The organism is Vibrio coralliilyticus ATCC BAA-450, from assembly GCF_000176135.1.
GTDB lineage: Bacteria > Pseudomonadota > Gammaproteobacteria > Enterobacterales > Vibrionaceae > Vibrio > Vibrio coralliilyticus.
The window spans coordinates 348,302-367,620 of record NZ_ACZN01000016.1; the positions used below are offsets into that span (position 1 = coordinate 348,302).

Annotated in this window: 21 protein-coding genes; 12 read left to right on the top strand and 9 right to left on the bottom strand. The window is 45.9% G+C overall.

Annotated elements, in window-relative coordinates; translation table 11 throughout:
• Positions 1-612, bottom strand: a complete 612-nt coding sequence (locus tag VIC_RS12770) for a LysE family translocator (protein WP_006960318.1) — start codon at positions 610-612, stop codon at positions 1-3.
• A gap of 103 nt (positions 613-715) precedes the next feature.
• Here VIC_RS12770 and VIC_RS12775 point away from each other — a divergent pair, with 103 nt between their 5' ends.
• Positions 716-1,591, top strand: coding sequence for a LysR substrate-binding domain-containing protein (locus VIC_RS12775; RefSeq protein ID WP_006960319.1), 876 nt, complete (start codon positions 716-718; stop codon positions 1,589-1,591).
• Between the two features lie 8 nt (positions 1,592-1,599).
• Here the strand turns inward: VIC_RS12775 and VIC_RS12780 are convergent, their stop codons facing one another.
• Positions 1,600-2,160 carry a TetR/AcrR family transcriptional regulator gene (locus VIC_RS12780; protein ID WP_006960321.1) on the bottom strand — a complete coding sequence of 187 codons (561 nt, stop codon included), beginning with the start codon at positions 2,158-2,160 and terminating at the stop codon, positions 1,600-1,602.
• 91 nt (positions 2,161-2,251) lie between these two features.
• Here VIC_RS12780 and VIC_RS12785 point away from each other — a divergent pair, with 91 nt between their 5' ends.
• Positions 2,252-2,782 (top strand): dihydrofolate reductase family protein, encoded by a 531-nt coding sequence (locus VIC_RS12785; protein WP_006960323.1) that lies wholly within the window; start codon positions 2,252-2,254, stop codon positions 2,780-2,782.
• Positions 2,783-2,987: 205 nt separating this feature from the next.
• Entirely contained in the window at positions 2,988-4,142 is a 1,155-nt protein-coding gene (locus tag VIC_RS12790) for a histidine decarboxylase (RefSeq protein WP_006960325.1), read from the top strand.
• 42 nt (positions 4,143-4,184) lie between these two features.
• On the opposite strand, the gene VIC_RS12795 is transcribed toward VIC_RS12790, so the two are convergent.
• On the bottom strand, positions 4,185-4,508 hold the full coding sequence (locus VIC_RS12795) for an HdeA/HdeB family chaperone (protein ID WP_006960328.1): 324 nt from the start codon (positions 4,506-4,508) through the stop codon (positions 4,185-4,187).
• Positions 4,509-4,665: 157 nt separating this feature from the next.
• On the opposite strand from VIC_RS12795, the gene VIC_RS12800 reads away from it, so the two are divergent.
• Together VIC_RS12800 and VIC_RS12805 are read left to right on the top strand one after the other, a co-directional pair.
• Complete coding sequence (locus VIC_RS12800) at positions 4,666-4,917, top strand: hypothetical protein (RefSeq protein WP_006960329.1); 252 nt, start codon at positions 4,666-4,668, stop codon at positions 4,915-4,917.
• Between the two features lie 96 nt (positions 4,918-5,013).
• A complete protein-coding gene (locus VIC_RS12805) occupies positions 5,014-6,483 on the top strand; it encodes a winged helix-turn-helix domain-containing protein (RefSeq protein WP_006960331.1) in 1,470 nt (489 codons plus the stop codon).
• Between the two features lie 56 nt (positions 6,484-6,539).
• Here the strand turns inward: VIC_RS12805 and VIC_RS12810 are convergent, their stop codons facing one another.
• On the bottom strand, positions 6,540-7,280 hold the full coding sequence (locus tag VIC_RS12810) for a TerC family protein (RefSeq protein ID WP_006960333.1): 741 nt from the start codon (positions 7,278-7,280) through the stop codon (positions 6,540-6,542).
• 579 nt (positions 7,281-7,859) lie between these two features.
• Between VIC_RS12810 and VIC_RS12815 the strand changes: the two genes are divergently transcribed.
• Both VIC_RS12815 and VIC_RS12820 read left to right on the top strand, forming a co-directional pair.
• Positions 7,860-8,396: a mechanosensitive ion channel domain-containing protein gene (locus tag VIC_RS12815; protein ID WP_006960335.1), complete on the top strand. Its 537-nt coding sequence runs from the start codon at positions 7,860-7,862 to the stop codon at positions 8,394-8,396.
• Positions 8,397-8,463: 67 nt separating this feature from the next.
• Positions 8,464-8,844 carry a VOC family protein gene (locus VIC_RS12820; RefSeq protein ID WP_006960337.1) on the top strand — a complete coding sequence of 127 codons (381 nt, stop codon included), beginning with the start codon at positions 8,464-8,466 and terminating at the stop codon, positions 8,842-8,844.
• Between the two features lie 46 nt (positions 8,845-8,890).
• On the opposite strand, the gene VIC_RS12825 is transcribed toward VIC_RS12820, so the two are convergent.
• The 5 genes from VIC_RS12825 to VIC_RS12845 form a co-directional block, all read right to left on the bottom strand.
• Positions 8,891-9,568: a hypothetical protein gene (locus tag VIC_RS12825; RefSeq protein ID WP_006960338.1), complete on the bottom strand. Its 678-nt coding sequence runs from the start codon at positions 9,566-9,568 to the stop codon at positions 8,891-8,893.
• A complete protein-coding gene (locus VIC_RS12830; RefSeq protein WP_006960340.1) occupies positions 9,555-10,490 on the bottom strand; it encodes a hypothetical protein in 936 nt (311 codons plus the stop codon). Before VIC_RS12830 ends, VIC_RS12825 begins: the two co-directional genes overlap by 14 nt.
• Positions 10,491-10,497: 7 nt before the next feature.
• Positions 10,498-11,175, bottom strand: coding sequence for a hypothetical protein (locus VIC_RS12835; RefSeq protein ID WP_006960342.1), 678 nt, complete (start codon positions 11,173-11,175; stop codon positions 10,498-10,500).
• A gap of 93 nt (positions 11,176-11,268) precedes the next feature.
• A complete protein-coding gene (locus VIC_RS12840; RefSeq protein ID WP_006960344.1) occupies positions 11,269-12,570 on the bottom strand; it encodes an alpha/beta fold hydrolase in 1,302 nt (433 codons plus the stop codon).
• 92 nt (positions 12,571-12,662) lie between these two features.
• Positions 12,663-13,607, bottom strand: a complete 945-nt coding sequence (locus VIC_RS12845; RefSeq protein WP_006960346.1) for a LysR substrate-binding domain-containing protein — start codon at positions 13,605-13,607, stop codon at positions 12,663-12,665.
• 125 nt (positions 13,608-13,732) lie between these two features.
• Between VIC_RS12845 and VIC_RS12850 the strand changes: the two genes are divergently transcribed.
• The 5 genes from VIC_RS12850 (at position 13,733) to VIC_RS12870 (ending at position 19,258) form a co-directional block, all read left to right on the top strand.
• Positions 13,733-15,169: a Mur ligase family protein gene (locus VIC_RS12850; RefSeq protein ID WP_006960348.1), complete on the top strand. Its 1,437-nt coding sequence runs from the start codon at positions 13,733-13,735 to the stop codon at positions 15,167-15,169.
• The gene (locus tag VIC_RS12855; RefSeq protein ID WP_006960350.1) at positions 15,166-16,350 is read left to right on the top strand and encodes a D-alanyl-D-alanine carboxypeptidase family protein; all 1,185 of its coding nucleotides are present in this window, start codon (positions 15,166-15,168) and stop codon (positions 16,348-16,350) included. Before VIC_RS12850 ends, VIC_RS12855 begins: the two co-directional genes overlap by 4 nt.
• On the top strand, positions 16,350-17,567 hold the full coding sequence (locus tag VIC_RS12860; RefSeq protein ID WP_006960352.1) for an MFS transporter: 1,218 nt from the start codon (positions 16,350-16,352) through the stop codon (positions 17,565-17,567). The genes VIC_RS12855 and VIC_RS12860 overlap by 1 nt, the downstream gene beginning before the upstream one ends.
• Before the next feature lie 44 nt (positions 17,568-17,611).
• Positions 17,612-18,247, top strand: a complete 636-nt coding sequence (gene catB, locus VIC_RS12865; RefSeq protein WP_006960353.1) for a type B chloramphenicol O-acetyltransferase — start codon at positions 17,612-17,614, stop codon at positions 18,245-18,247.
• A 162-nt stretch (positions 18,248-18,409) separates the two neighbouring features.
• Complete coding sequence (locus tag VIC_RS12870; protein WP_006960355.1) at positions 18,410-19,258, top strand: pirin family protein; 849 nt, start codon at positions 18,410-18,412, stop codon at positions 19,256-19,258.
• Positions 19,259-19,319: the final 61 nt, after the last annotated feature.

Sequence of the window (19,319 nt, forward strand, 5' to 3'; positions counted from 1 at the left end):
TCACGCTTTGGTTGCCAATAAGGCGCCGAAAGAGACAAGCGCAATGCCGCAGGCTTGTTCTAGCCTTTTCTTCAATTTCAGCAAGCGCGTTTGAAGTGTTGGCGAAGTCAACAGGACGGCCACTAAACCAAACCATAGCCCGTGGAGCAGAATCATATAGCCACCGTAAAACAGCGCTAGAGTCATTTCTTCGCCGTTTGGAGAAATGACTTGGCTAAAGATACTGACAAAAAACAACATGGTTTTTGGGTTCAATGCGTTACATAGCCAGCCTTGCAATGCATAGCGCCATTGAGCTTGATGGCTGTCCATGCCTGCTTGTTGCTCTAATTCGTGGCTGCTGGATAAAAATCCTTTTATACCTAGATAAATCAGATACGCAGCGCCGAGATATTTCAGACATTGGAAAAGAAAAAGGTTTTGTGAAATTAAGTAACCAATACCTAGAATAGAGTAGGCGATGTGAACCGTAATCGCGGTACTAATGCCAATGGCTGTCCAAACACCTGCCGCTCTTCCTTGTTGAACACTGTTCCTCAACACTAAGACAAAATCCGCACCGGGACTAATGACAATAAAGAAACCGAGCACGGCTAAACTAACAAATTCCATTGTGAACCTTTGTATATTGTTTATAAGATGCAGCTATTGTAGGAAGCTTTCCTCCTTTCTATAATCGAAACTATCGCCAAAGACTTGTGAGATAATTTCACATATGCGTCACCTTAAAGCGTTTCACGCATTCCACATCGCCGCATCGTCCAGCAGTTATACTCAGGCAGCAGATCAGCTCAATTTGACGCATGGGGCCGTCAGTAAGCAAATCAAGACATTAGAGCAGTATTTGGATAAGCGCCTGTTTCACAAACAAGGCCGCAATGTGGTGCTAACGGAAGAAGGGCAACTGCTCAAGAGCTATACCGAGCAGGCGTTTGGCGCTTTATCGGCAGGTGTTGCCAAGCTAAACAGCCTCGATGCTCACTCTTTGGAAGTGTCTTGTGAGCCCACTCTTACCATGCGCTGGCTGATGCCCAAGCTGGACGAATTCTATTCTCAAACAGGGACAGATGTCCGCTTATCCACGGCAGGCGGCCCAATCAATCTCGTCAATGCGGGGCTGGATGTCGCGATTCGTCGTGATGATTTCCCGATCCCGTCGCACTATCAGATAACTCCTTTGGTGGAAGAGTGGGCGGGGCCAGTGTGTACCAAAGAATACTGGGAGAGCATTCAAGGTGATATACAAAATGCCAAGGTGCTGCATTCTCAAACGCGTTTAACAGCGTGGCAAGAGTGGTTAAACGCTTCGTCTCTCTCAGGAGTCACAACAAAATCCCAGCAAAGCTTTGCTCATTTCTATTTTTGTTTGCAGGCGGCAAGTGACGGGCTTGGGATCGCTATAGGTTCTTACCCACTGGTACACCATGACATTCAGCAAGGGCGGTTAATTGCGCCTTTGGGGTTTTCTCTTACTGGGCACAACTATGTTGCCATCCAGGCTGCCGATCATCATTCGCCACTGAGTGCGCCATTCGTCAACTGGCTTAAATCGGAAATGATTGACTGCTTACCCTGTCACTGCGCAGCATAGCTCCTACGTTATTGACCAGACATTAAAGCTCGGCAATAGAGTGAAAGCGGCCCTGTCATCATGTTTTCATCGAGTTGGTCGGTGTTAGGGTTGCAGTTAAGGGCTAAAGCAAACCCGTGTAGGTAGTCCGCCAAAAGATCAATGGCATTACGCTCTTCCGCTTCGCTTAAAGACAATGGCGCGATAATAGATTTGAAACGCTCAATGAAGACCATCGCTGGGCTGACAGATTCCATGCTGAGCAACGTGGTCAATAATCCTGGATAGCTCTTCAACAACTGGACATAGCTGGTTGCTAACTGCGTGAGCTCATGCTGCCAGTTTTCGTTAGTTTTAGGCAGATAGATGTCTTCAATCAAGGAAACTGTGATGGCTTCCAGCAGCGCATCTTTGTTTTTGAAATAGTAATAGATGGCCATCGCGTCGACATCTAACTCGCTGGCAAGTGCCCGTATGCTGGGAATTTTTCCTTGCTCTTTCATCATTGATTTTGCAACCGAAAGAATACGTTCCTCACCCAATTGAGCTTTTTCTCCTGCTGGTCTTCCGCGTTTCTTCTTGACAGTCATTTTGTTATCTCGTTATAGTATTTTCATTAATTCTACATTGTAGAATTAATGGTGTCGAGTTCGTTTTACCTATCACTATCGGAGCTGTTTTATGTCTAACATCGTGTTTATTGCTACTAGTCTAGACGGGTATATCGCGGATAAAGAAGGTGGCCTTGATTGGCTGCATTCTGTCTCGAACCCAGACAATCATGACATGGGGTTCTCCGCAATCATGGAACGCGTCGATGCACTCGTGATGGGGCGAAATACATTGGATGTGGTTTTAGGCTTTGGCAGCGAGTGGCCTTATTCCAAACCTGTTTTTGTATTGAGCAATACAATGGACAAGGTGCCGGAAGGTTATGAAGACAAGGTCTTTCTGGTCAAAGGTGAGCTGAAGGATGTATTGAATGAATTGAATGCTCAGGGCTACAAAGATCTCTACATTGATGGTGGAAAAACAGTACAAAGCTTCCTTCAGCAAGACCTGATTGATGAGATGGTCCTAACTACTATTCCAGTATTACTTGGTGGTGGCGCGCCGCTGTTTGGTAGCTTAGTGAAACCATTGAATTTCAAGTTGCATAAGAGTGAAACCCATCTAGGTGCTATTGTTCAAAGTCACTATTTAAGGGCCTGAAAAAGCGCAGATACATCAATGTTTTTAACTAGAAATAATTGATATATATAATATTTTAACAACTACTCTCTTAGTCTTTCATCAGCTAAATGTAGTGGTTTTCTATCGCCAGTCACACATCCGAATTTAGCGTTCGATTTATTGTTGTAATTGCTTGTTGAAAAGGGCATTTAGACGTCGATAAATCGGACGTAAAGGATTGAACATGCCACTTTCTTATGATGATACTCAAAGACTTAGGGAGTTTTACAAAGTTTGCCTCGACAGCCAACATCAGATGTTGGGATATCCAGTTGCGACAGATTACGACTATCAGGACCTATCGTCTTTCTTCCAGTTTTCCATTAACAATGTTGGTGACTGGGCGGAAACGTCGAACTACCCAATGAATACCTTTCAGTTTGAGCAGGATGTTGTTGAGTACTTTTGTCAGCTGTTTCATACCAGCACAGAAAAAGCTTGGGGCTATGTCACCAATGGTGGCACTGAAGGCAATATGTACGGATGCTACTTGGCACGTGAACGCTTCCCTGACGGTGTAGTGTACTTCTCTAAGGATACTCACTATTCGGTGATGAAGATTGTTCGCTTTCTCAACGTCGAGCACTGTGTTGTAGAGTCTCAGGCGAATGGCGAAATGGATTATGACGCGCTAGAGTCCGCTCTTAAGGAAAACCCGAATAAACCACCAATTATCTTCGCCAATATTGGCACAACCATGTCCGGAGCAATAGATAACTTAGAGCAGATTCAGGCTCGATTGTATAACGCAGGCTTTAGCCGCGATCAGTACTACTTACATGCGGACGCCGCTTTTCATGGCATGATCATTCCTTACGTAGACAACCCGCCCAAGTTTTCATTCAGAGACGGCATTGACTCAATATCTGTGTCTGGCCATAAGATGCTGGGCTCACCGATTCCGTGTGGCATGGTGCTGGCCCTAAAAGAGCACACCGATAAGATCAGCCATCAGATTGAATACATTGCTGCACCAGATAAAACGCTGACGGGCTCGCGTAATGGCTTAACGCCTTTGTTTCTGTGGAAGTTTATTCGAAGCACCAGCGAACAAGAAAAAAGAGAGCGAATTCAAAGCTGTCTTGAACTGGCAGAAGAAACGGTTCAGGTACTTAACAAGCATAATATTCCAGCCTGGCGAAACGCCAATTCAACCATCGTGGTATTCCCTAAGCCTTCTGAAGCGATTTGGAGAAAGCACCATCTTGCCGTTGCAAATGGTATGGCGCACATCATTATCGCAGGTCAGACAGTGAGAAATCGGAGTAAGCTGAATCAGGTTTTGGATGACTTGATGAGTGAGCAAGCCTATACAGAGATGACACTCTCCGAAGAGTAAAAATGAAAAGGGCCTGAGCGCCCTTTTCTGATAGCGGATAATTTATGAGTGATGCTCGTCGACAACGATATCATGCAACATGATATCTGGTGTGTCTCGGCATTGCTGCGCCAGTTCATCGATATACGCTTCAATTCCGTTGCTTTCAATAATAACGGCGACTTCATCCGTGTTGTAATTCCATGACAAGAGATATTCCATCACGACAGGTTGAGTCTGCAATTCCAGTTCGTTGAACTGCTCACAGGTCATTTTATCGACGGAGAGTATCTCCTGATCCTCGCACTCGGCATAGCTTTTTACGCTGCTGTAGCCAACAACACCAAATACCGCTGCAAGTATGAGAACGGTGAAAGGCTTTTTCACATCTATCTCCTTAGGACTATTTAATTAAGGCAACAGACTAGTGTGTAACAAGATAAAAAAGATAAAACTAAGATAAACAAAACATCCAATTTTCGTCATATCCTTATGAATTATTTAATTATTCTATTTTTATGACATGCGTTAGTGGATGAATAGAATGCTTTCTCTTTTCGGTATTCGTGGAGCCTTGGTTCCGAACTTCGATGGTAATGAGATGCTAAATTTAACCGCTAAAACCTTGTCTGTTGTCGTTCTTGCCTTTGGTGTGAACGATGTTGGGCTGACCAGTGAACAGGATGAATTACTGAAGCTACCAAAACCTATTTATGGACTGGATATAGAAGATCTTCACATAGAATTGATTCGATCAGAGTCTGCTTTTGTGAGCCATTGGGTAGAACGACAATGAAGTCGATAAGAATTGATAATAAATCCAACAAAATCATCTAATTGTATACTATCTTTAATCTGAATTAACGAAATAATAGGGGCGAGATTTCCAAATATGTTAGAGAAAGGTACCTGTTTTATTGTTGATGAATGGCGCTTTGTTCCAAACGAAGGGCAGATTTTTTTTGCTGACGAAACGGTTAATATTGATAGAAGGCTATCTAAGCTACTTGAGTTCTTTTGTCAGTATCCGGGGCAGACACATACTCGTGATGAATTGATCGAGCATGTCTGGAATGGAACAATCCTGACGGATCAGGTCGTGACCCAAGCAGTATTTGAGCTGCGCAAGGTCCTTAAAAACAAAACGGAATCTCACAAAAATTATGTTGTGACTGTGCCAAAGCGCGGTTACAAGTTTGACGCTGAAGTGACAGTCGAAAAGCTGGAAGTATCGTCGCCTTCAACAGCTAGTGACTTGGTAGAATCGGACGATGAAGTTGTGGCACCGACGACTTTCGTCGCTGACAAACCTGCACGCTCCAAGCGTAGCTATCTTACCTGGGCTTTAGGTGTGGTTGTGGTGCTGCAAGCCAGCTTCATCGCCAATCACTGGGCAAACTCCACTTCAGAAGCTGACCACCAACATCAAGCGGTCGATAACATTCAGCACTATGAATCACGTTATGTGGTGCTTAATCTCAGCCCTGAAATTGAAGAATCTCCGGAGCTGTATGGCATGGTGACCAAGTTCATGGAGTATCTCGACTATTACAGCAATATTCGTATTGTGAACGAAGAGCCTCATTCTAAACTGGCTGCGGTTGAGCTGAGCTTCAAGCTCAAGCAAGGCAAGGATGGCAAGCAAAAGCTGGCGATGAAGTATTACAATCGCGTATCTGAGCAAACACATTTAAATCGACGTTATTCCACTGACCTCTCTCTATTTCATGCGACCTTTTTGGCAATGCTGGATGACGTACTGAGCTCGATGTTCATTGAGGTGCCTAAGCGCGATATTTTACTCACGCTAGAGGAAATGCCACGTGACCCACAGACGCTCGAAAATATGATGAATGGCATTGGCTTATTGTACAAAAATTTCGACTTTATGGGGTCTTTGAACCGATTCAGAGCCGCGAAAGAAGCGTCACCTGATAATTCGATGGTGATTGCGGTGAACTACATCGGAGAGGTGATGAATGTGTTCTTTACCGATGAGGAAAATAAGAGTGCAAAGATTGCTCAGCTCAATCAGCTTTATGAACCCGCATTAGTTGAGAGGCTGCAGGAAGGCGCTTCACCAAGAGTTTATGAAGCTAACGCCATTATGGCACTGACTAAAGATGACCCTAGGCTTGCTTCACGTATTTTGTTATCCATGCCTTATCAGCAGCAATCTAATCTGACTTACATTTTGCTGGCAAAAGCAGAAGAAGCGAGAGGAAACATTGGTGGTGCTAAAGAGCTGTACTTAAAAGCGACTCAGAGTAATTCTTCTATGCGGGCGCTCAATCTGGCAGGGCCACTGTTTTTTGACAGTAACTTAGACCCTATTCTCGAAGATATAAGCCCAGAGCAGTAAATGAAAAAACGCCGGAGTGATTCCGGCGTTTTTGTTTCTGTTTGATAGTCGAGGGCTTAGCCCAACTGATTCAAATCATTTGCAGCGTTAACCTGACTGTTGCTCGCTTTACGCTTGCTCAGCAAGATATGGCAACCTTCCAGAATCAATCCGAATGCCATCGCGACGTAGACATAACCTTTGTTGACCACAATACCTACCCCCTCGGCAATCAATAACCCACCAAGAAGCACCAAGAACAGCAGCGCTAAAGTTTTTAGCCCAGGGTACTTCGATATTGCCCCCTGAATTTTATCGGCGAATACCATCATGATTAATGCTGAGATGATGATTGCTGCGATCATGATATTGATGTCGTTAGTCAAGCCTACCGCGGTGATGATTGAGTCGATAGAGAATACGGCATCCACCGCAATGATTTGTAGAATGATGACGGCCACACCAGTGCTTAACGTACGCGAATGGGCTTGGGTCTTCGCCCCCAACCAATGCCACAATTCGTGCAAACTTTTAAGCAGCAAAAACAGCCCACCCAACAGCAATATGAGCGCCTTACCTGTGAAGTCATATTCACTGATGGTGAGCAAAGGTTCTGTCAAAGACATCAACCAGCTGATTGAGAACACCAAGCCGATTCGTGACACCACGGCGAGGCCGATACCAAGGTTTCGCACACGCCTGCGAAGGTGGATCGGGAGTCGTTCACACAAGATGGAAATGAAAACGATGTTGTCGACACCGAGGATAATTTCCAGTGCCAGCAAAGTGCCGAAGATAATGGCAATGTCTAAATTCATAGTGATAACCAGTTAACGATTAGTTAGAGGAGGTAGCAAACGTACGCAGCCCAATCAGAAGCATTACAACGCCAACAACCTAGTTGTTGTTGGCTGTGATATTTAGTTCGGGACGGTACCGATAGGGTCGACGATTGCCCAGAGCATAAGAAGTTGGGTGATCAAAAGGCTGAGCATTGTCGATTAAGCTTGCACGCGGCTAGCTCGATATTTTTTACGTAGCTGTGCGGCAAGAACAAAAAGCAATTTAATAGCGATAAAGGTCATAATAGATTCCTGGTGTAGGTTGAACAGGAGTGTATTATTTCCTAATCCGAACGGGTTTTAATTACCGAATCGTTAGCAATATCTCATCAAGCTATTTGCTGGGAATAAAAATATAAATTCTTATATATCAGTGTTTTGATATTTATTTTATCGGTACTTTATCTGTTTAACTGACCTAAAGGTGGGTGCAGTGAGCTTATGTGGGAGTCTTGTTCCTCTTAGATAGTGATTTTATTAAATGGCTATCCACCGTTGATAAATTTTCAGTGCAGTTCCTGCATGATTGAATCCAGAAATCGAGAGGAGATCATCATGCTGGAAAATGTGGCGAGGTTTTTTGCGGTGCTTAAGGAGTACGATATTCTGCTCGCACTGACATTTATCATTATCTATTGGATCATGGTTCGTTTTACGGACAAAGCGATCACGACGCTGGCGGTTGCTAAGAAAGTTGGCCTAAGTCGTACCCTGTTTATTAAGCGTTGCTTCAGCCTGATCTACTTCGGTTTCCTATTCGCTGTTTATCTAATTGCTAGTGGGATTGGCTATGGAAGTTTTTCAATTTTTCTTTCGTCTGTTTTTACTGTTCTTGGTGTTGGCTTTATTGCTCAGTGGTCAATCTTGAGCAACATTACAGCCAGCTTTCTGATTTTCTTTGTTTTTCCATATCGGATTGGCGATGCGATTAAAATTGCCGACGGGGAAGATATTGAGGGGACCATTCTCGATATACGTATGTTTCATACCCTGATTAAACACCCTGAAGGCAATGTGATTACTTACCCTAACTCCCTCTTGCTGCAAAAGAGCGTCACTAAATGTTTCGATTGTGCGAATGAATCGTCGTAAGTCCACGCTATCAACTGGGATGGTCTACCTTTAACAGACCGGGCGGCGCACAAAAGGAGAACGGACTATGCAAACAAATCCGGTAGGTTGGTTTGAGATTTATGTTGACGACATGGATCGAGCGAAGGCGTTTTATCAAACGGTTTTTGATGTCACGCTGGAGGAGATGAACGATGATGCCAAAATGGGTGTGGAGATGTGGCTATTCCCTGCTGTGATGGAACAGTATGGTGCGGCAGGCGCATTGGCGAAGATGGAAGGTGTTTCAGCAGGCGGCAACAGCACGATGGTGTATTTCTCGTGCCAAGATTGCAGCGTTGAAGAGGCCAGAGTCGCTGACGCTGGTGGGAAAGTTGAACACTCCAAATTCTCTATTGGTCCTCATGGCTTTATCGCCGTGGTGTCGGACACAGAAGGGAATATGATTGGCCTTCACTCAATGGCTTGATAGCCATTCGCTTCCCTCCGTTTTGCTGTGAGGGAAGCAAACCACCTTATTCCCAAGAGTAAGTCGTTTTCTTGTTGGGCTTACGCTTCTTCTCAACCTCTGTCGCACAGAGATAATCTTCACGAAAATCAGGATTGTCTTTCATCTCCAATGGGACAAATAGTCGGATCTTCGTCCCTGCGACGACGACAGTTCGATTTCCCATCACGGCGATATCACCACGATGCAATCTGATACCTTTCATGGTTTTCACCGATGCGCTAGATGAGGAAAGCACCACCGGATAGCCAAACAAGGTCAGTTCTTGATTGGTCAGAGTGACGGTCTCTTTGAATGTCACCTCAAAATACTGTTCTTCAGAACGGATAATACTTTCCAGTTCACGCACTTTATCTTCAACCGACGCGGAAAATACCCACTGGCCGAGAATCGTTTCCCATTTGCCGCCGAGTCGCAGACATTTCTTGTAAAGAAATTGATTTTTACGGCCACTGCTGAGCGTGCAAATGTCGATACTGCTTTGCTCTTCAAGGGGTAGTGTGAGCTTAAAAATGGCTTCGTTGGAGTAGTACTTGTATTTGTTTGAGACTTCTTCAACATGCAGCTCAACTTCACCGAGCGGCAAGTCACGACTGTAATCGTCAATGATGATTTTACAATGCGAACGCCCAGTGGAAGCGAGAAAGAAATCTCGCTCTTTCTTCAGAATATTAAAGGTTCTCATTGTCGCCGTTTGTTTCTCGTAGAATCTGTTCCATCAAAGCTTGTTGCTCACGATCGATCGTGTCTTGTTTAACTGGTTTCGCAGGTTCTGTCACCTCTTCCCATGTCGCTTCCGACGCGTTTTCTGCCGACGTGCTTTCACCCGCCCCACGCAGTTTATCAATACGAGAAAGAATGCTGCCGACTTTTCCGCTAGGCCTTATACCTTGTGTCATTCGGCGCTCAATTTCACGATCAGTTTCTGTTGGCTCCACTTTGAGCACGTTCTGTTCGACGTCTTTTTCTCTTTGGTCGAGTGTCTGATCGAGGTTGTTCTGCACTTCTTGATACGCGTTGATGTATAGCACTTTGAATTCTTCGGCGAGATTTTTCTCAGACAGCGATTTCAGGTAACTGTTTTTACGGTTAAAGATGTACTTTTCAACGCGAGTTTGCGGATCTTTCTTAATTAAAATGCGATGGCGAGCTTCAAGAATTTCGTTGTTGAGCGGAAGGTCTTTCAGCATAGAGAGCAGAGCCAACGCGGGTGGCCACTCTTTACCTGCCACCAAACGCTCACGTAGATGATGAACAATGCGCTCAACATCATCGATGGAAAGCTCAGAGGCAAACGCCGCAAATTCATCATCCGGCTCTGAGCCGTACATGTGAGTGAACTGAGTGGAGAAGTTCTCCTGCATTTTGCCAAAGAAACCCATGATGTGCTTACGTTGTTCTACAGAGTAGGGACGAAGCACATCCTTCAAATCCTGATTGAACTCGCTGCTGACTTGCATCTGGTTCGAAGTAGTTGCAGGCGCGGCAGGCGTTTGAGTTTGCTGAACAACGGGGATGCTAGGTTTGGTAACCTGTTGAGTTGTTTGAGCGGGCTTATCCTGACTTTTTTGCTTCCAAGAAGAGGCGATCTCGTTGATATCTTTCATCTTTTACCTAGTCGTCAAAATCAAAGTTGAAGTTCGCCATCTTTTTCTTGAAGGCTTGGTTGGGTGACATTTTGGTCGCTGCAGGTTTTTTATTACTAAAGCCTTTACCTTGTCCGTAACTCTTTTCCGTGTGCAGGTGGGCGTGAAGGCGACTGTTAAGGTCATCCTGACTCATCAGTGGCTGACCAATGGCCTGAACTTTTTCCACAAAGCTTGCCCAGACGTTGGTCTGATTGGCGAAACCAGTGCGGAACATAATGACTTCTGCCCACGACTCGATCACATTAGGTGACAGTTCAGCAAGGTTGATCATTTTGCCATTGGAAGCCGATGGATTGAGTGGCTTCACCTGCGTTTTATGGAATTGCGGCACTTTGGCGATCGGCTCTGAGGTGGCATACACAGGAATAGAGTGCTGGTTACCAACGTTGATTTTGCACTTGATGTTCCCCTGCTTACGGGTATACGTCTTGCTTAGTGAAATAATGGCTTGTTCAACCGCCAGTTTGCCAAGGACATGGTCAATTGTGGATTCAGAACCGTTGGTCATTTCCTGCAACTCCGCCATGGTGGTAATTACTGCACCGCTGCGATCGGACAATTCTGCCAGAGCGAGCAAGATGAGCTTTTCTTCCATAGTGACACAAGCATGAGACCAAACTCGTTCAATAAATTTTGAAGACATGTTCTGAATCCAGAAATAACAGACTAATAAGGAAATTATACGATTTGACAGGGCGAACACCAACAATTGATCTCAGTGTTCGCCTTGATTTCGTTAAACCAGCGTGAGATTGGCGGCAGTTTGTTCACCCATCTCGAACAGTTTGTCGAAAATACGTTCGCCATCGGCTCTAAGACCGTTGTGCTCGTATTCGTTTGTTATCCACGCTTTAGCATTGGGCATCATTGCCAGAGTTTCGCGGCTGATGTCCATTTCAACAAACATATCATCGGCGTAAACCGCGCAGCTGACCGGTACTTTGTTGTTTGAAAGCTGCTCAGCACTGTATAGCGGTGCCCAGTCTTGCTTTTCTGCCAGTATGTCTGCGGCTTGCTTGAACGGTTTTAACGTTACATATTGGTCAAACATCCAAGGGAATACCATTTCGCCAGTAAAGTAAAATGGCTGCCCCGACTGATAATTAAACGCCTGATGATCTTGACGAACGCGGTGCGCACTCCACTTTGAAGCAAAACCCTGACAGTAGATAGACTCGTGCAAAATGGCATAAATCGGATTGGTCTGGAAGTTTTGTTCCATCAACATACTATTGAGGAATTCATAACGAAGTTGAGGCTTACCATTCACGGTAATGAATGCGTTTTCAAGCAAGTAGTAAGTGGGTAGGAAAGTATCACTAACGCCAAAGTTAATTCCAATTTGCTGGAATTGTTCAACGGTAAAACGCTGGCCATTGGGCAGAAACTCTTCATTTTGCAAAAGATGATCAGCAATCTGCTGACATAGCTGCTGAGCTTTCGGGAACTGGCTAAAAAACGCTTGGTTCTTTTCCATCGTGCGCTTAAACGTCGCACGATAGACATCGTCTGGGTGGCGGGAAACAGAAGGCACGCCGCCTGTGATGTAGCTTCTCGACAAGCTGTCTGGGAACAGAGACAGATAAGTCAGAGAACAGAAGCCACCAAAGCTCTGGCCTAGGATAGCCCATTTATCGACACCGAACTGTTCACGGATGAATTCCGCATCTCGCACTATGTTGTCAGCGCGAAAATGGCTCAGATACTCTGCTTGTTGTTGTGGCTGTAAATGGGCCAATGTTTGGTGATTAACAACCGAACTGTTACCAGTGCCCCGTTGATCAAGCAGCAACACGCGGTAGTTTTGCAGCGCGCGTTTTATCCACCCGTTATTGCCGTTTTGGCGTGGTGATGGAAACCCTGGCCCACCTTGAAAATAAACCAGCCACGGTTTAGACGAATTCTTATCTTCAACGAGAGACACTTCACGCGCAAAGATATCAATCTGTCCTTGTGCTGGGTTTGAGTAATCCAGTGGCACTGAGAATGTGTGGGGGATGTAATGCAGTCCTGCGTCAATAAATGCTTGAGCGTTCATTATTATTTCCTTTTCTGAAGTCGGGCTACTTTACTCTGGTTGAAGCGGATAACCAATCCTATCAGGTCAATTCTGAGCAAAGGATAGCGCGCCTAATTGGACGTTGTCTGCAGGGCCGCCACTTTATGCTGGATGACTTCTTTGACCCAATCCGATAACCAGAGAATTCTCGGGTGGTGGCTGTCTCGGGTGAGTGTGACCATTTCGATATCAAAATCAGGAATATTGATAGGTGGTGGGCAAAGAGTGAGGTTGTCGTCGATCAGTTCAACCCTTCCCACCATTTCTGCCATGACAGCAAGCAAGCGACGGCCAGTGAGCATTCTTCGAATCGTGAGAAAACGGGTGCTACCCAACACCACATTCCGTTTGACCCCCATACTCGATAATGTGGCGTCAACCTTAGTAGTCAGCTCCTGACTGGCCGTTATGATCATTTGCGGCGTGGCTAGGTAGGTCTCTAGGGAGAGTGGGAGCTCGGAACCCAGCACTCTGTTATCAAAGATGCACAAATGTTTCTCTCGGTATAGAAAGGTCGAGGTGACTTTTGGAGGGAGATCTGAAAACACGCCAATACACAGGTCTACTTCTTGTTTCTCTAATGCCTCAACACAGTTGCTGACATCAACAGGTTTGAACAGCACCTTGGCATTTGGCGCTAACTGTTGCAACTTATCAAACAGTTCTGGGCCATACACTTGTTCCGCATAATCGCTCAAGCCAATTTTGAAAGTGCCGTCGAAACTGTCAGCTTCAAACGCGGCTTTAGGCATGATGTCCTGACTGAATATAGATAGGATCTGACGAACTTTAGGTTCAATTTCCATCGCTCTCGTCGTCGGAGTCATGCTGCTGCCGCCTCGTTCAAACAAGGGGTCGTCCAGTAGCTCCCTTAGCCTTTTGAGGTTGTAACTTGTTGCAGGTTGACCAAGATGAAGATGTTTTGCCGCCGCCGAAACACTGCGGTGCTTGTATAGGGCGTCGAAGGTCAGAAGCAGATTAAGATCTACGCGTCGCCAGTTGATGTTGTCGCTCATTTCATTCAAAGCAGTGATTAACCATGAATATCAATGTAGTCGATGTAGATGATAAAATCATTCGATTTCACTGATTTTGTTTCACTTCCTATACTCGAAGTAATTTCGTTAATGGGAAGAACTCTATGCCAACCCCAGCCATCAACTCACAGATAGAAGTTTTAAAATCTCTGCCAGTCAACCAGTTCAAAACGAACAGTGCGCAGATTGAAGTTAATGATGTATTTGTATGTCGTGAAGGGATCTCCCATGACGGACACAGTTATGCGCAACAAGCGGTCGGTCGGGGTGCTGTTGCGGTGATTGCGAATCGTCCGTTAGATATTGATATTCCGGTAATAATGACCGATAGCTACTATCAGAGTTTAGCGTTAGTGAAGGCTTACTATGGTCACCCCCACCAGAAAATCAAGCACATAGGCGTCACTGGAACCAATGGTAAAACCACCGTGTCTCACTGTCTTAACCAGATCCTGAACCAGACAACGACGAGTGCTTACATCGGAACGCTGGGCGCGAAGTTGGCGGGTAGCGATTACCCGCTTGAGAACACAACCCCCGATGGTGTGACGTTACTGAACCTCTTCCATCAGATGGCGCAACGCGAAACTGAATTCAATCTTATGGAGCTGAGTAGTCACGCTCTAGCACAGGACAGAGCCGGATTTGTGTCGCTGCAGATTGGTATCATCACCAATATTGGCCGCGACCATCTCGATTATCACAAGACTAAAGATGCTTATGTCCAAGCCAAGTTGCAGTTGATTGATCGTATTGCACCCAATGGCACGGCGGTGATCAACCTTGATGACCCGCATGCAGCAGCGGCGATTGAGCGAGCGAGTGGGCGAGTGAACGTGGTGACTTTTGGTATTGAGAATGCTCAAGCGCATGTTTTCGCCACCAATGTACGTACTACTCGTTTTGGCTCGTGTTTTGAACTCCGAATTGACGGCGAGTGTTTTGATGTGAACTCTCAAATGCCTTTCACGTTCAATGTCGAAAATGCTTTGGCGATTGCAGCGAGTTTACTTTCACTCGGTTGGCAATCTAGTCGGATAGCGGCCGCATTGCAAACCATAGTAGCGCCCGATGGCCGTGCTCAGTTCTTGTCGCTTAACAATGGAGCGACCGGATTGGTGGACTATGCACACAATGCTGATGGACTCAGTAAGCTGCTGGAAGACGTTCGACCTTATACCAAGGGGCGTTTAATCGTAGTGACCGGAGTAACGGGAGATCGGATTCAGGACGCGAGTGGCATTGGCGTTCTGTGCTCGCAACTGGCAGATACGGCAGTTTTTACCTCAGATAACCCCATGGGTGTCGATCAGGAAGACATATTTCGAGCACTCACATCGCAAGTGTCCAAAGTTCCGCATTTTGAAATCAGTGACAGAGCTGAAGCGATTGAATTTGCGAAGCAATTGAGTGTGGCCGGTGATTTGATCGTGGTGTGTGGAAAAGGCAGTGAAACTCACCAGTACATTTCAAATGGCAAAGGAGACAGACAACAATATATCGGTGATCTCGCGGCGCTGAGTAGTGAGGTGGCAAAATGATCAAATGGACTCAACTTTGTGCCTTGCTCTGTACTCTGGTCGTTGCCTCCGCGGAGGCTGTTATTACACCTGATGCACCACAGATTAATGCTAAAGGTTATGTCGTAATGGATTACCACTCCGGTCAGGTAGTTGCGTCACAAAACCCAGATACGCCTTTGGCTCCTGCGAGTTTAACCAAACTTATGACGGCGTACGTTGTTGGACAAGAGATAAACGCTGGTCGCCTTAGCTGGGATGACAAAGCGACAATCAGCCGTAATGCATGGTCGGTGAATTTTCCGGAGCCATCCAAAATGTTCATCAAACCGGGTGACGAAATCAGCATTCGTAACCTGATGTTGGGCGTGATTGTGCAATCGGGAAATGACGCTTCGGTTGCGCTAGCTGAGCACGTAGCAGGCAGTGAAAGCGCTTTTGTTAGCTTGATGAATGGTTGGACGCAGACGCTTGGCATGGAAAACACACAGTTTATCAATGCGCATGGCTTAGATGGCGACAATATTCAAACCACACCAAAGGATATGGCGAACTTGATGCGCGCGATCATCAAGGACGTGCCTGAGGTCTATAAGCTATATCAGGAGAAGAAATTTACTTGGAATGACATCGAACAGTACAACCGAAATAAGCTGTTATGGGATCGCTCACTGAATGTGGATGGTGGTAAAACAGGTTATACCGAAAACGCGGGGTACAGCCTTGTCTCGTCTGCGACAGAGGGGCGGATGCGTTTAATTTCTGTGGTGATGGGTACACCAAGCCAGCAGGCGAGAACCAGCGCTTCACGCAACTTACTTGGTTACGGCTTTCGCTTTTTTGATACCGTCCAAGTGGCGAAAAAAGACGAAGTTATTATGCAAAGCCGAGTGTGGAAGGGAGCTGAGGAAAACGTCCCTGTAACGGTGGCAGAAACTGTGTACTTGACCTTTCCACGTGCCATGAAAGACTCGCTCAAGCAGGAGGTGGTCGTCGAATCCCAGTTACAGGCACCGATTGCAGCGGGAGACTCTCTGGGGCAGGTCATCTGGAGTCTCAACGGTGAGAAAGTGTTTACTGCTCCCGTCGTAAGTCAGGTCGGGGTGGACCAAGGCTCATTTACCAGTCGGCTGATGGATACCTTCCAACTCTGGCTACGTGCTTTGGTGTCAGGCATTAAAGCGTTTTGGGAGGGAGAGTAATGACCGTTGCTTTGAAGCCTTCTACCTTGTGGCAGAACGTGAATTATGTTCGCTTACTGTCTGCGCAGGTGATATCCCTGATTGGCACAGGAGTGAGCTCGGTATGCTTAGCTTTACTCGCTTATGATTTAGCGGAAGAAAATGCAGGGGCAGTACTGAGCATCGCTTTCGCCCTCAAGATGCTGGCCTATATTGGCTTAGCGCCAGTATTTGGTGTTTTGGCTCACAAGTTGCCCAAGCGCCAGACGCTGGTCGCTCTGGATATCATCCGTGCCCTTATGTTTGCTTGCCTCCCTTTCGTCACTGAAGTGTGGGAAGTGTACGTGTTGATGTTTGTTATCAATGCATGTTCGGCAGGGTTCACACCAATGTTTCAGTCCACTTTGCCACAGGTTTTACCGGATAAAGATGATTATGCTCGAGCGCTCTCATACAGCCGATTAGCTTATGATTTAGAACAGATTTTTAGCCCAATGCTCACTGCATTGTTGCTGAGTGTGATCAGTTTTCGTCAGCTGTTTATGCTTGATTCGATGACTTTCTTATTGTCTGGCGTACTGATCATTCTATGTACCCTACCCAAAAGGAAAGAACTGAATGTTCAGCCAAAAAAACTCTCTTTTCGCTCAGTGTTAAGTGGAATTTCAGCGTATTTAGAGCAGCCGAGTCTGCGTGCACTTTGGTATGCCTATTTGGCAGCTGCGTCTGCTAGTGCCATGGTTTTGGTGAATACTGTGGTCTATGTACACGACATTCTGCATGGGAGCGAGACCCAAACGGCGATGGCCATGTTAGTGGTTGGATTAGGGTCCATGCTGGTAGCGATTTTTCTTCCTCGACTCCTTAAACATCATCAACCACAGCGCTACCATTTACGCGGTTTAGTCTTTATTGCTCTGGCGTTTTTGGCCGGAACCTGGACACCAGGCTGGATTGGTTTTGGCTTGATGTGCTTTGCGCTGGGTATCGGAATGTCATGCATTCAAACGACATCTGGGCTCATTATTAATGCCGCAGTCGAAGGTAAAGAGAGTGGTGAATATTTTGCCGCGCATTTCTCGTTGACTCATTTTTGGTGGTTGGTGACATATTTGAGTGCAGGCCTGTCAGCGAAATGGCTTGGCCTAGCGGGCGCTTATTGGGTGATGCTTGGTCTATGTCTTGTCAGCGTTGCGTTATATCTGGTTCAGACGAGAAAGAATGCTTGGGGGCAATAGAGTGTTGGTGTAAATTGTCCGAAAAACAATCAGGTACCACCATAATGCAAAACTATTTTGACTCGCCTTTCGCGGGTAAACCGATTGCTGAACAAATTACTAACCCTAACATTGTCGTTGGCAGACACAGTTACTATTCAGGCTACTACCATCAGCACAGTTTCGATGACTGTGCTCGATATCTTTCTGCTGAGCGTGACGATGTCGATAAACTGATCATTGGCAGCTTTTGCTCTATCGGCTCCGGTGCAGTGTTTATGATGGCTGGCAATCAAGGGCATCGTACCGACTGGGCAAGTACTTTTCCTTTCTTTTATCAGGACGATTCAAATTTTGCTCAAGCAAAAGATGGCTTTCGTCCGGCAGGTGACACTGTGATCGGCAATGACGTGTGGATTGGCTCTGAGGCCATGATCATGGCAGGAGTCAATATTGGCGATGGCGCGGTGATTGCCAGCCGAGCTGTGGTAACAAAAGATGTTGCGCCTTATGAGATTGTTGGCTCAAATCCAGCCAAGCACATCAAGTTTCGTTTTAGCCAAGAAGAAATCGCGCAGTTGTTAGAAATGCAATGGTGGCACTGGCATGACGAAGAGCTAAAGGGAGCGATGGAATGGTTGTGTTCCAAAGATATCGCTGCGCTTCATCGCTATTGGCAGAGCTACATTGCTGCTTCGTGACAGTCAAAATACAAATCTAAGTGGCTTCTCATTCGAATAGGTCTTGCAGAGGCAACCGCATTGAAGGCATTCAAAAATTTTGAATAAGTAGCTCGAATCCTTGTGCTCAAGTTTCAATTTGAGGGCGATAGACTGTAGTCATCGCTCTTGAGGAGAAAGAAAATGAGCCAGCTTCGCGAAATCCGCCAAATCATTCCAGCCTATGCCACGTCCGATGGCGATGGTGTCAAAATTAGCCGCGTGGCGGGGTTTAATAACGCAAGTTTCTCGCCATTTCTAATGATGGATGAGCTGAAATCCGATCAGCGTTCCGACTATATAGGCGGTTTTCCTCCTCATCCGCATCGCGGCATTGAAACGCTGACCTATATGCTCAAAGGTCATTTTCAACATAAAGATCATATGGGAAATGTGGGTGAGTTACGTTCTGGTGGCGCTCAATGGATGGCAGCAGGCCGTGGTGTGATTCATAGTGAAATGCCTATCATGCAGGATGGCGAGTTGCATGGATTCCAAATTTGGATAAATCAGCCAGCGCGCGACAAGATGAAACCCGCTCAGTATCATGACTTTCAGCCTGAAACCATCACAGAATATCAAGATGAGAGCGTTGGCGTATTGCGCGTTTTAGCTGGTGAGGTATCCGTTGAAGGCAACGTACAGCAAGGGCCGCTGAGCAAAACCGGAGTGCCGTTATCAGTTTCAGACTGGCGTTCTGAAACAGCGCAGAAGATTAAGTTACTTACGCCGCAGAAATTTAACATGATGCTTTATGTTTATCAGGGCGAAATTAGTGTTAAAGAACGCAGGGTGCAACAAGGTGAGATGGCGCTTTTGTCTTCTGGAGAAGTCGCTGAGTTGAATGCAAACAGCACAAGCGGTGTGCTGATTTTCCTAGGTGAACCCATTGATGAGCCCGTTGTGCACTATGGCCCGTTCGTGATGAACAGCATGCAAGAAATTGAACAGGCGCTCAGTGACTACAACAACGGTGAGTTTGAAAAATATTGATATTAAACCATATGAATAGATAGTTGCACTATTTCGTCTAAACTTTACGTATTAGCTCCTG

Excerpts from the sequence above, each read along its gene's own strand:
- VIC_RS12775 (WP_006960319.1), top strand. The coding sequence starts at position 716 with ATGCGTCACCTTAAAGCGTTTCACGCATTCCACATCGCCGCATCGTCC.
- VIC_RS12870 (WP_006960355.1), top strand. The coding sequence starts at position 18,410 with ATGAGCCAGCTTCGCGAAATCCGCCAAATCATTCCAGCCTATGCCACG.
- VIC_RS12830 (WP_006960340.1), bottom strand. The coding sequence starts at position 10,490 with ATGAAAGATATCAACGAGATCGCCTCTTCTTGGAAGCAAAAAAGTCAG.
- VIC_RS12780 (WP_006960321.1), bottom strand. The coding sequence starts at position 2,160 with ATGACTGTCAAGAAGAAACGCGGAAGACCAGCAGGAGAAAAAGCTCAA.
- VIC_RS12805 (WP_006960331.1), top strand. The coding sequence starts at position 5,014 with ATGTTAGAGAAAGGTACCTGTTTTATTGTTGATGAATGGCGCTTTGTT.
- catB (WP_006960353.1), top strand. The coding sequence starts at position 17,612 with ATGCAAAACTATTTTGACTCGCCTTTCGCGGGTAAACCGATTGCTGAA.
- VIC_RS12840 (WP_006960344.1), bottom strand. The coding sequence starts at position 12,570 with ATGAACGCTCAAGCATTTATTGACGCAGGACTGCATTACATCCCCCAC.
- VIC_RS12820 (WP_006960337.1), top strand. The coding sequence starts at position 8,464 with ATGCAAACAAATCCGGTAGGTTGGTTTGAGATTTATGTTGACGACATG.
- VIC_RS12855 (WP_006960350.1), top strand. The coding sequence starts at position 15,166 with ATGATCAAATGGACTCAACTTTGTGCCTTGCTCTGTACTCTGGTCGTT.
- VIC_RS12835 (WP_006960342.1), bottom strand. The coding sequence starts at position 11,175 with ATGTCTTCAAAATTTATTGAACGAGTTTGGTCTCATGCTTGTGTCACT.
- VIC_RS12860 (WP_006960352.1), top strand. The coding sequence starts at position 16,350 with ATGACCGTTGCTTTGAAGCCTTCTACCTTGTGGCAGAACGTGAATTAT.
- VIC_RS12800 (WP_006960329.1), top strand. The coding sequence starts at position 4,666 with ATGCTTTCTCTTTTCGGTATTCGTGGAGCCTTGGTTCCGAACTTCGAT.
- VIC_RS12790 (WP_006960325.1), top strand. The coding sequence starts at position 2,988 with ATGCCACTTTCTTATGATGATACTCAAAGACTTAGGGAGTTTTACAAA.
- VIC_RS12850 (WP_006960348.1), top strand. The coding sequence starts at position 13,733 with ATGCCAACCCCAGCCATCAACTCACAGATAGAAGTTTTAAAATCTCTG.
- VIC_RS12810 (WP_006960333.1), bottom strand. The coding sequence starts at position 7,280 with ATGAATTTAGACATTGCCATTATCTTCGGCACTTTGCTGGCACTGGAA.
- VIC_RS12845 (WP_006960346.1), bottom strand. The coding sequence starts at position 13,607 with ATGAGCGACAACATCAACTGGCGACGCGTAGATCTTAATCTGCTTCTG.
- VIC_RS12770 (WP_006960318.1), bottom strand. The coding sequence starts at position 612 with ATGGAATTTGTTAGTTTAGCCGTGCTCGGTTTCTTTATTGTCATTAGT.
- VIC_RS12815 (WP_006960335.1), top strand. The coding sequence starts at position 7,860 with ATGCTGGAAAATGTGGCGAGGTTTTTTGCGGTGCTTAAGGAGTACGAT.
- VIC_RS12785 (WP_006960323.1), top strand. The coding sequence starts at position 2,252 with ATGTCTAACATCGTGTTTATTGCTACTAGTCTAGACGGGTATATCGCG.
- VIC_RS12825 (WP_006960338.1), bottom strand. The coding sequence starts at position 9,568 with ATGAGAACCTTTAATATTCTGAAGAAAGAGCGAGATTTCTTTCTCGCT.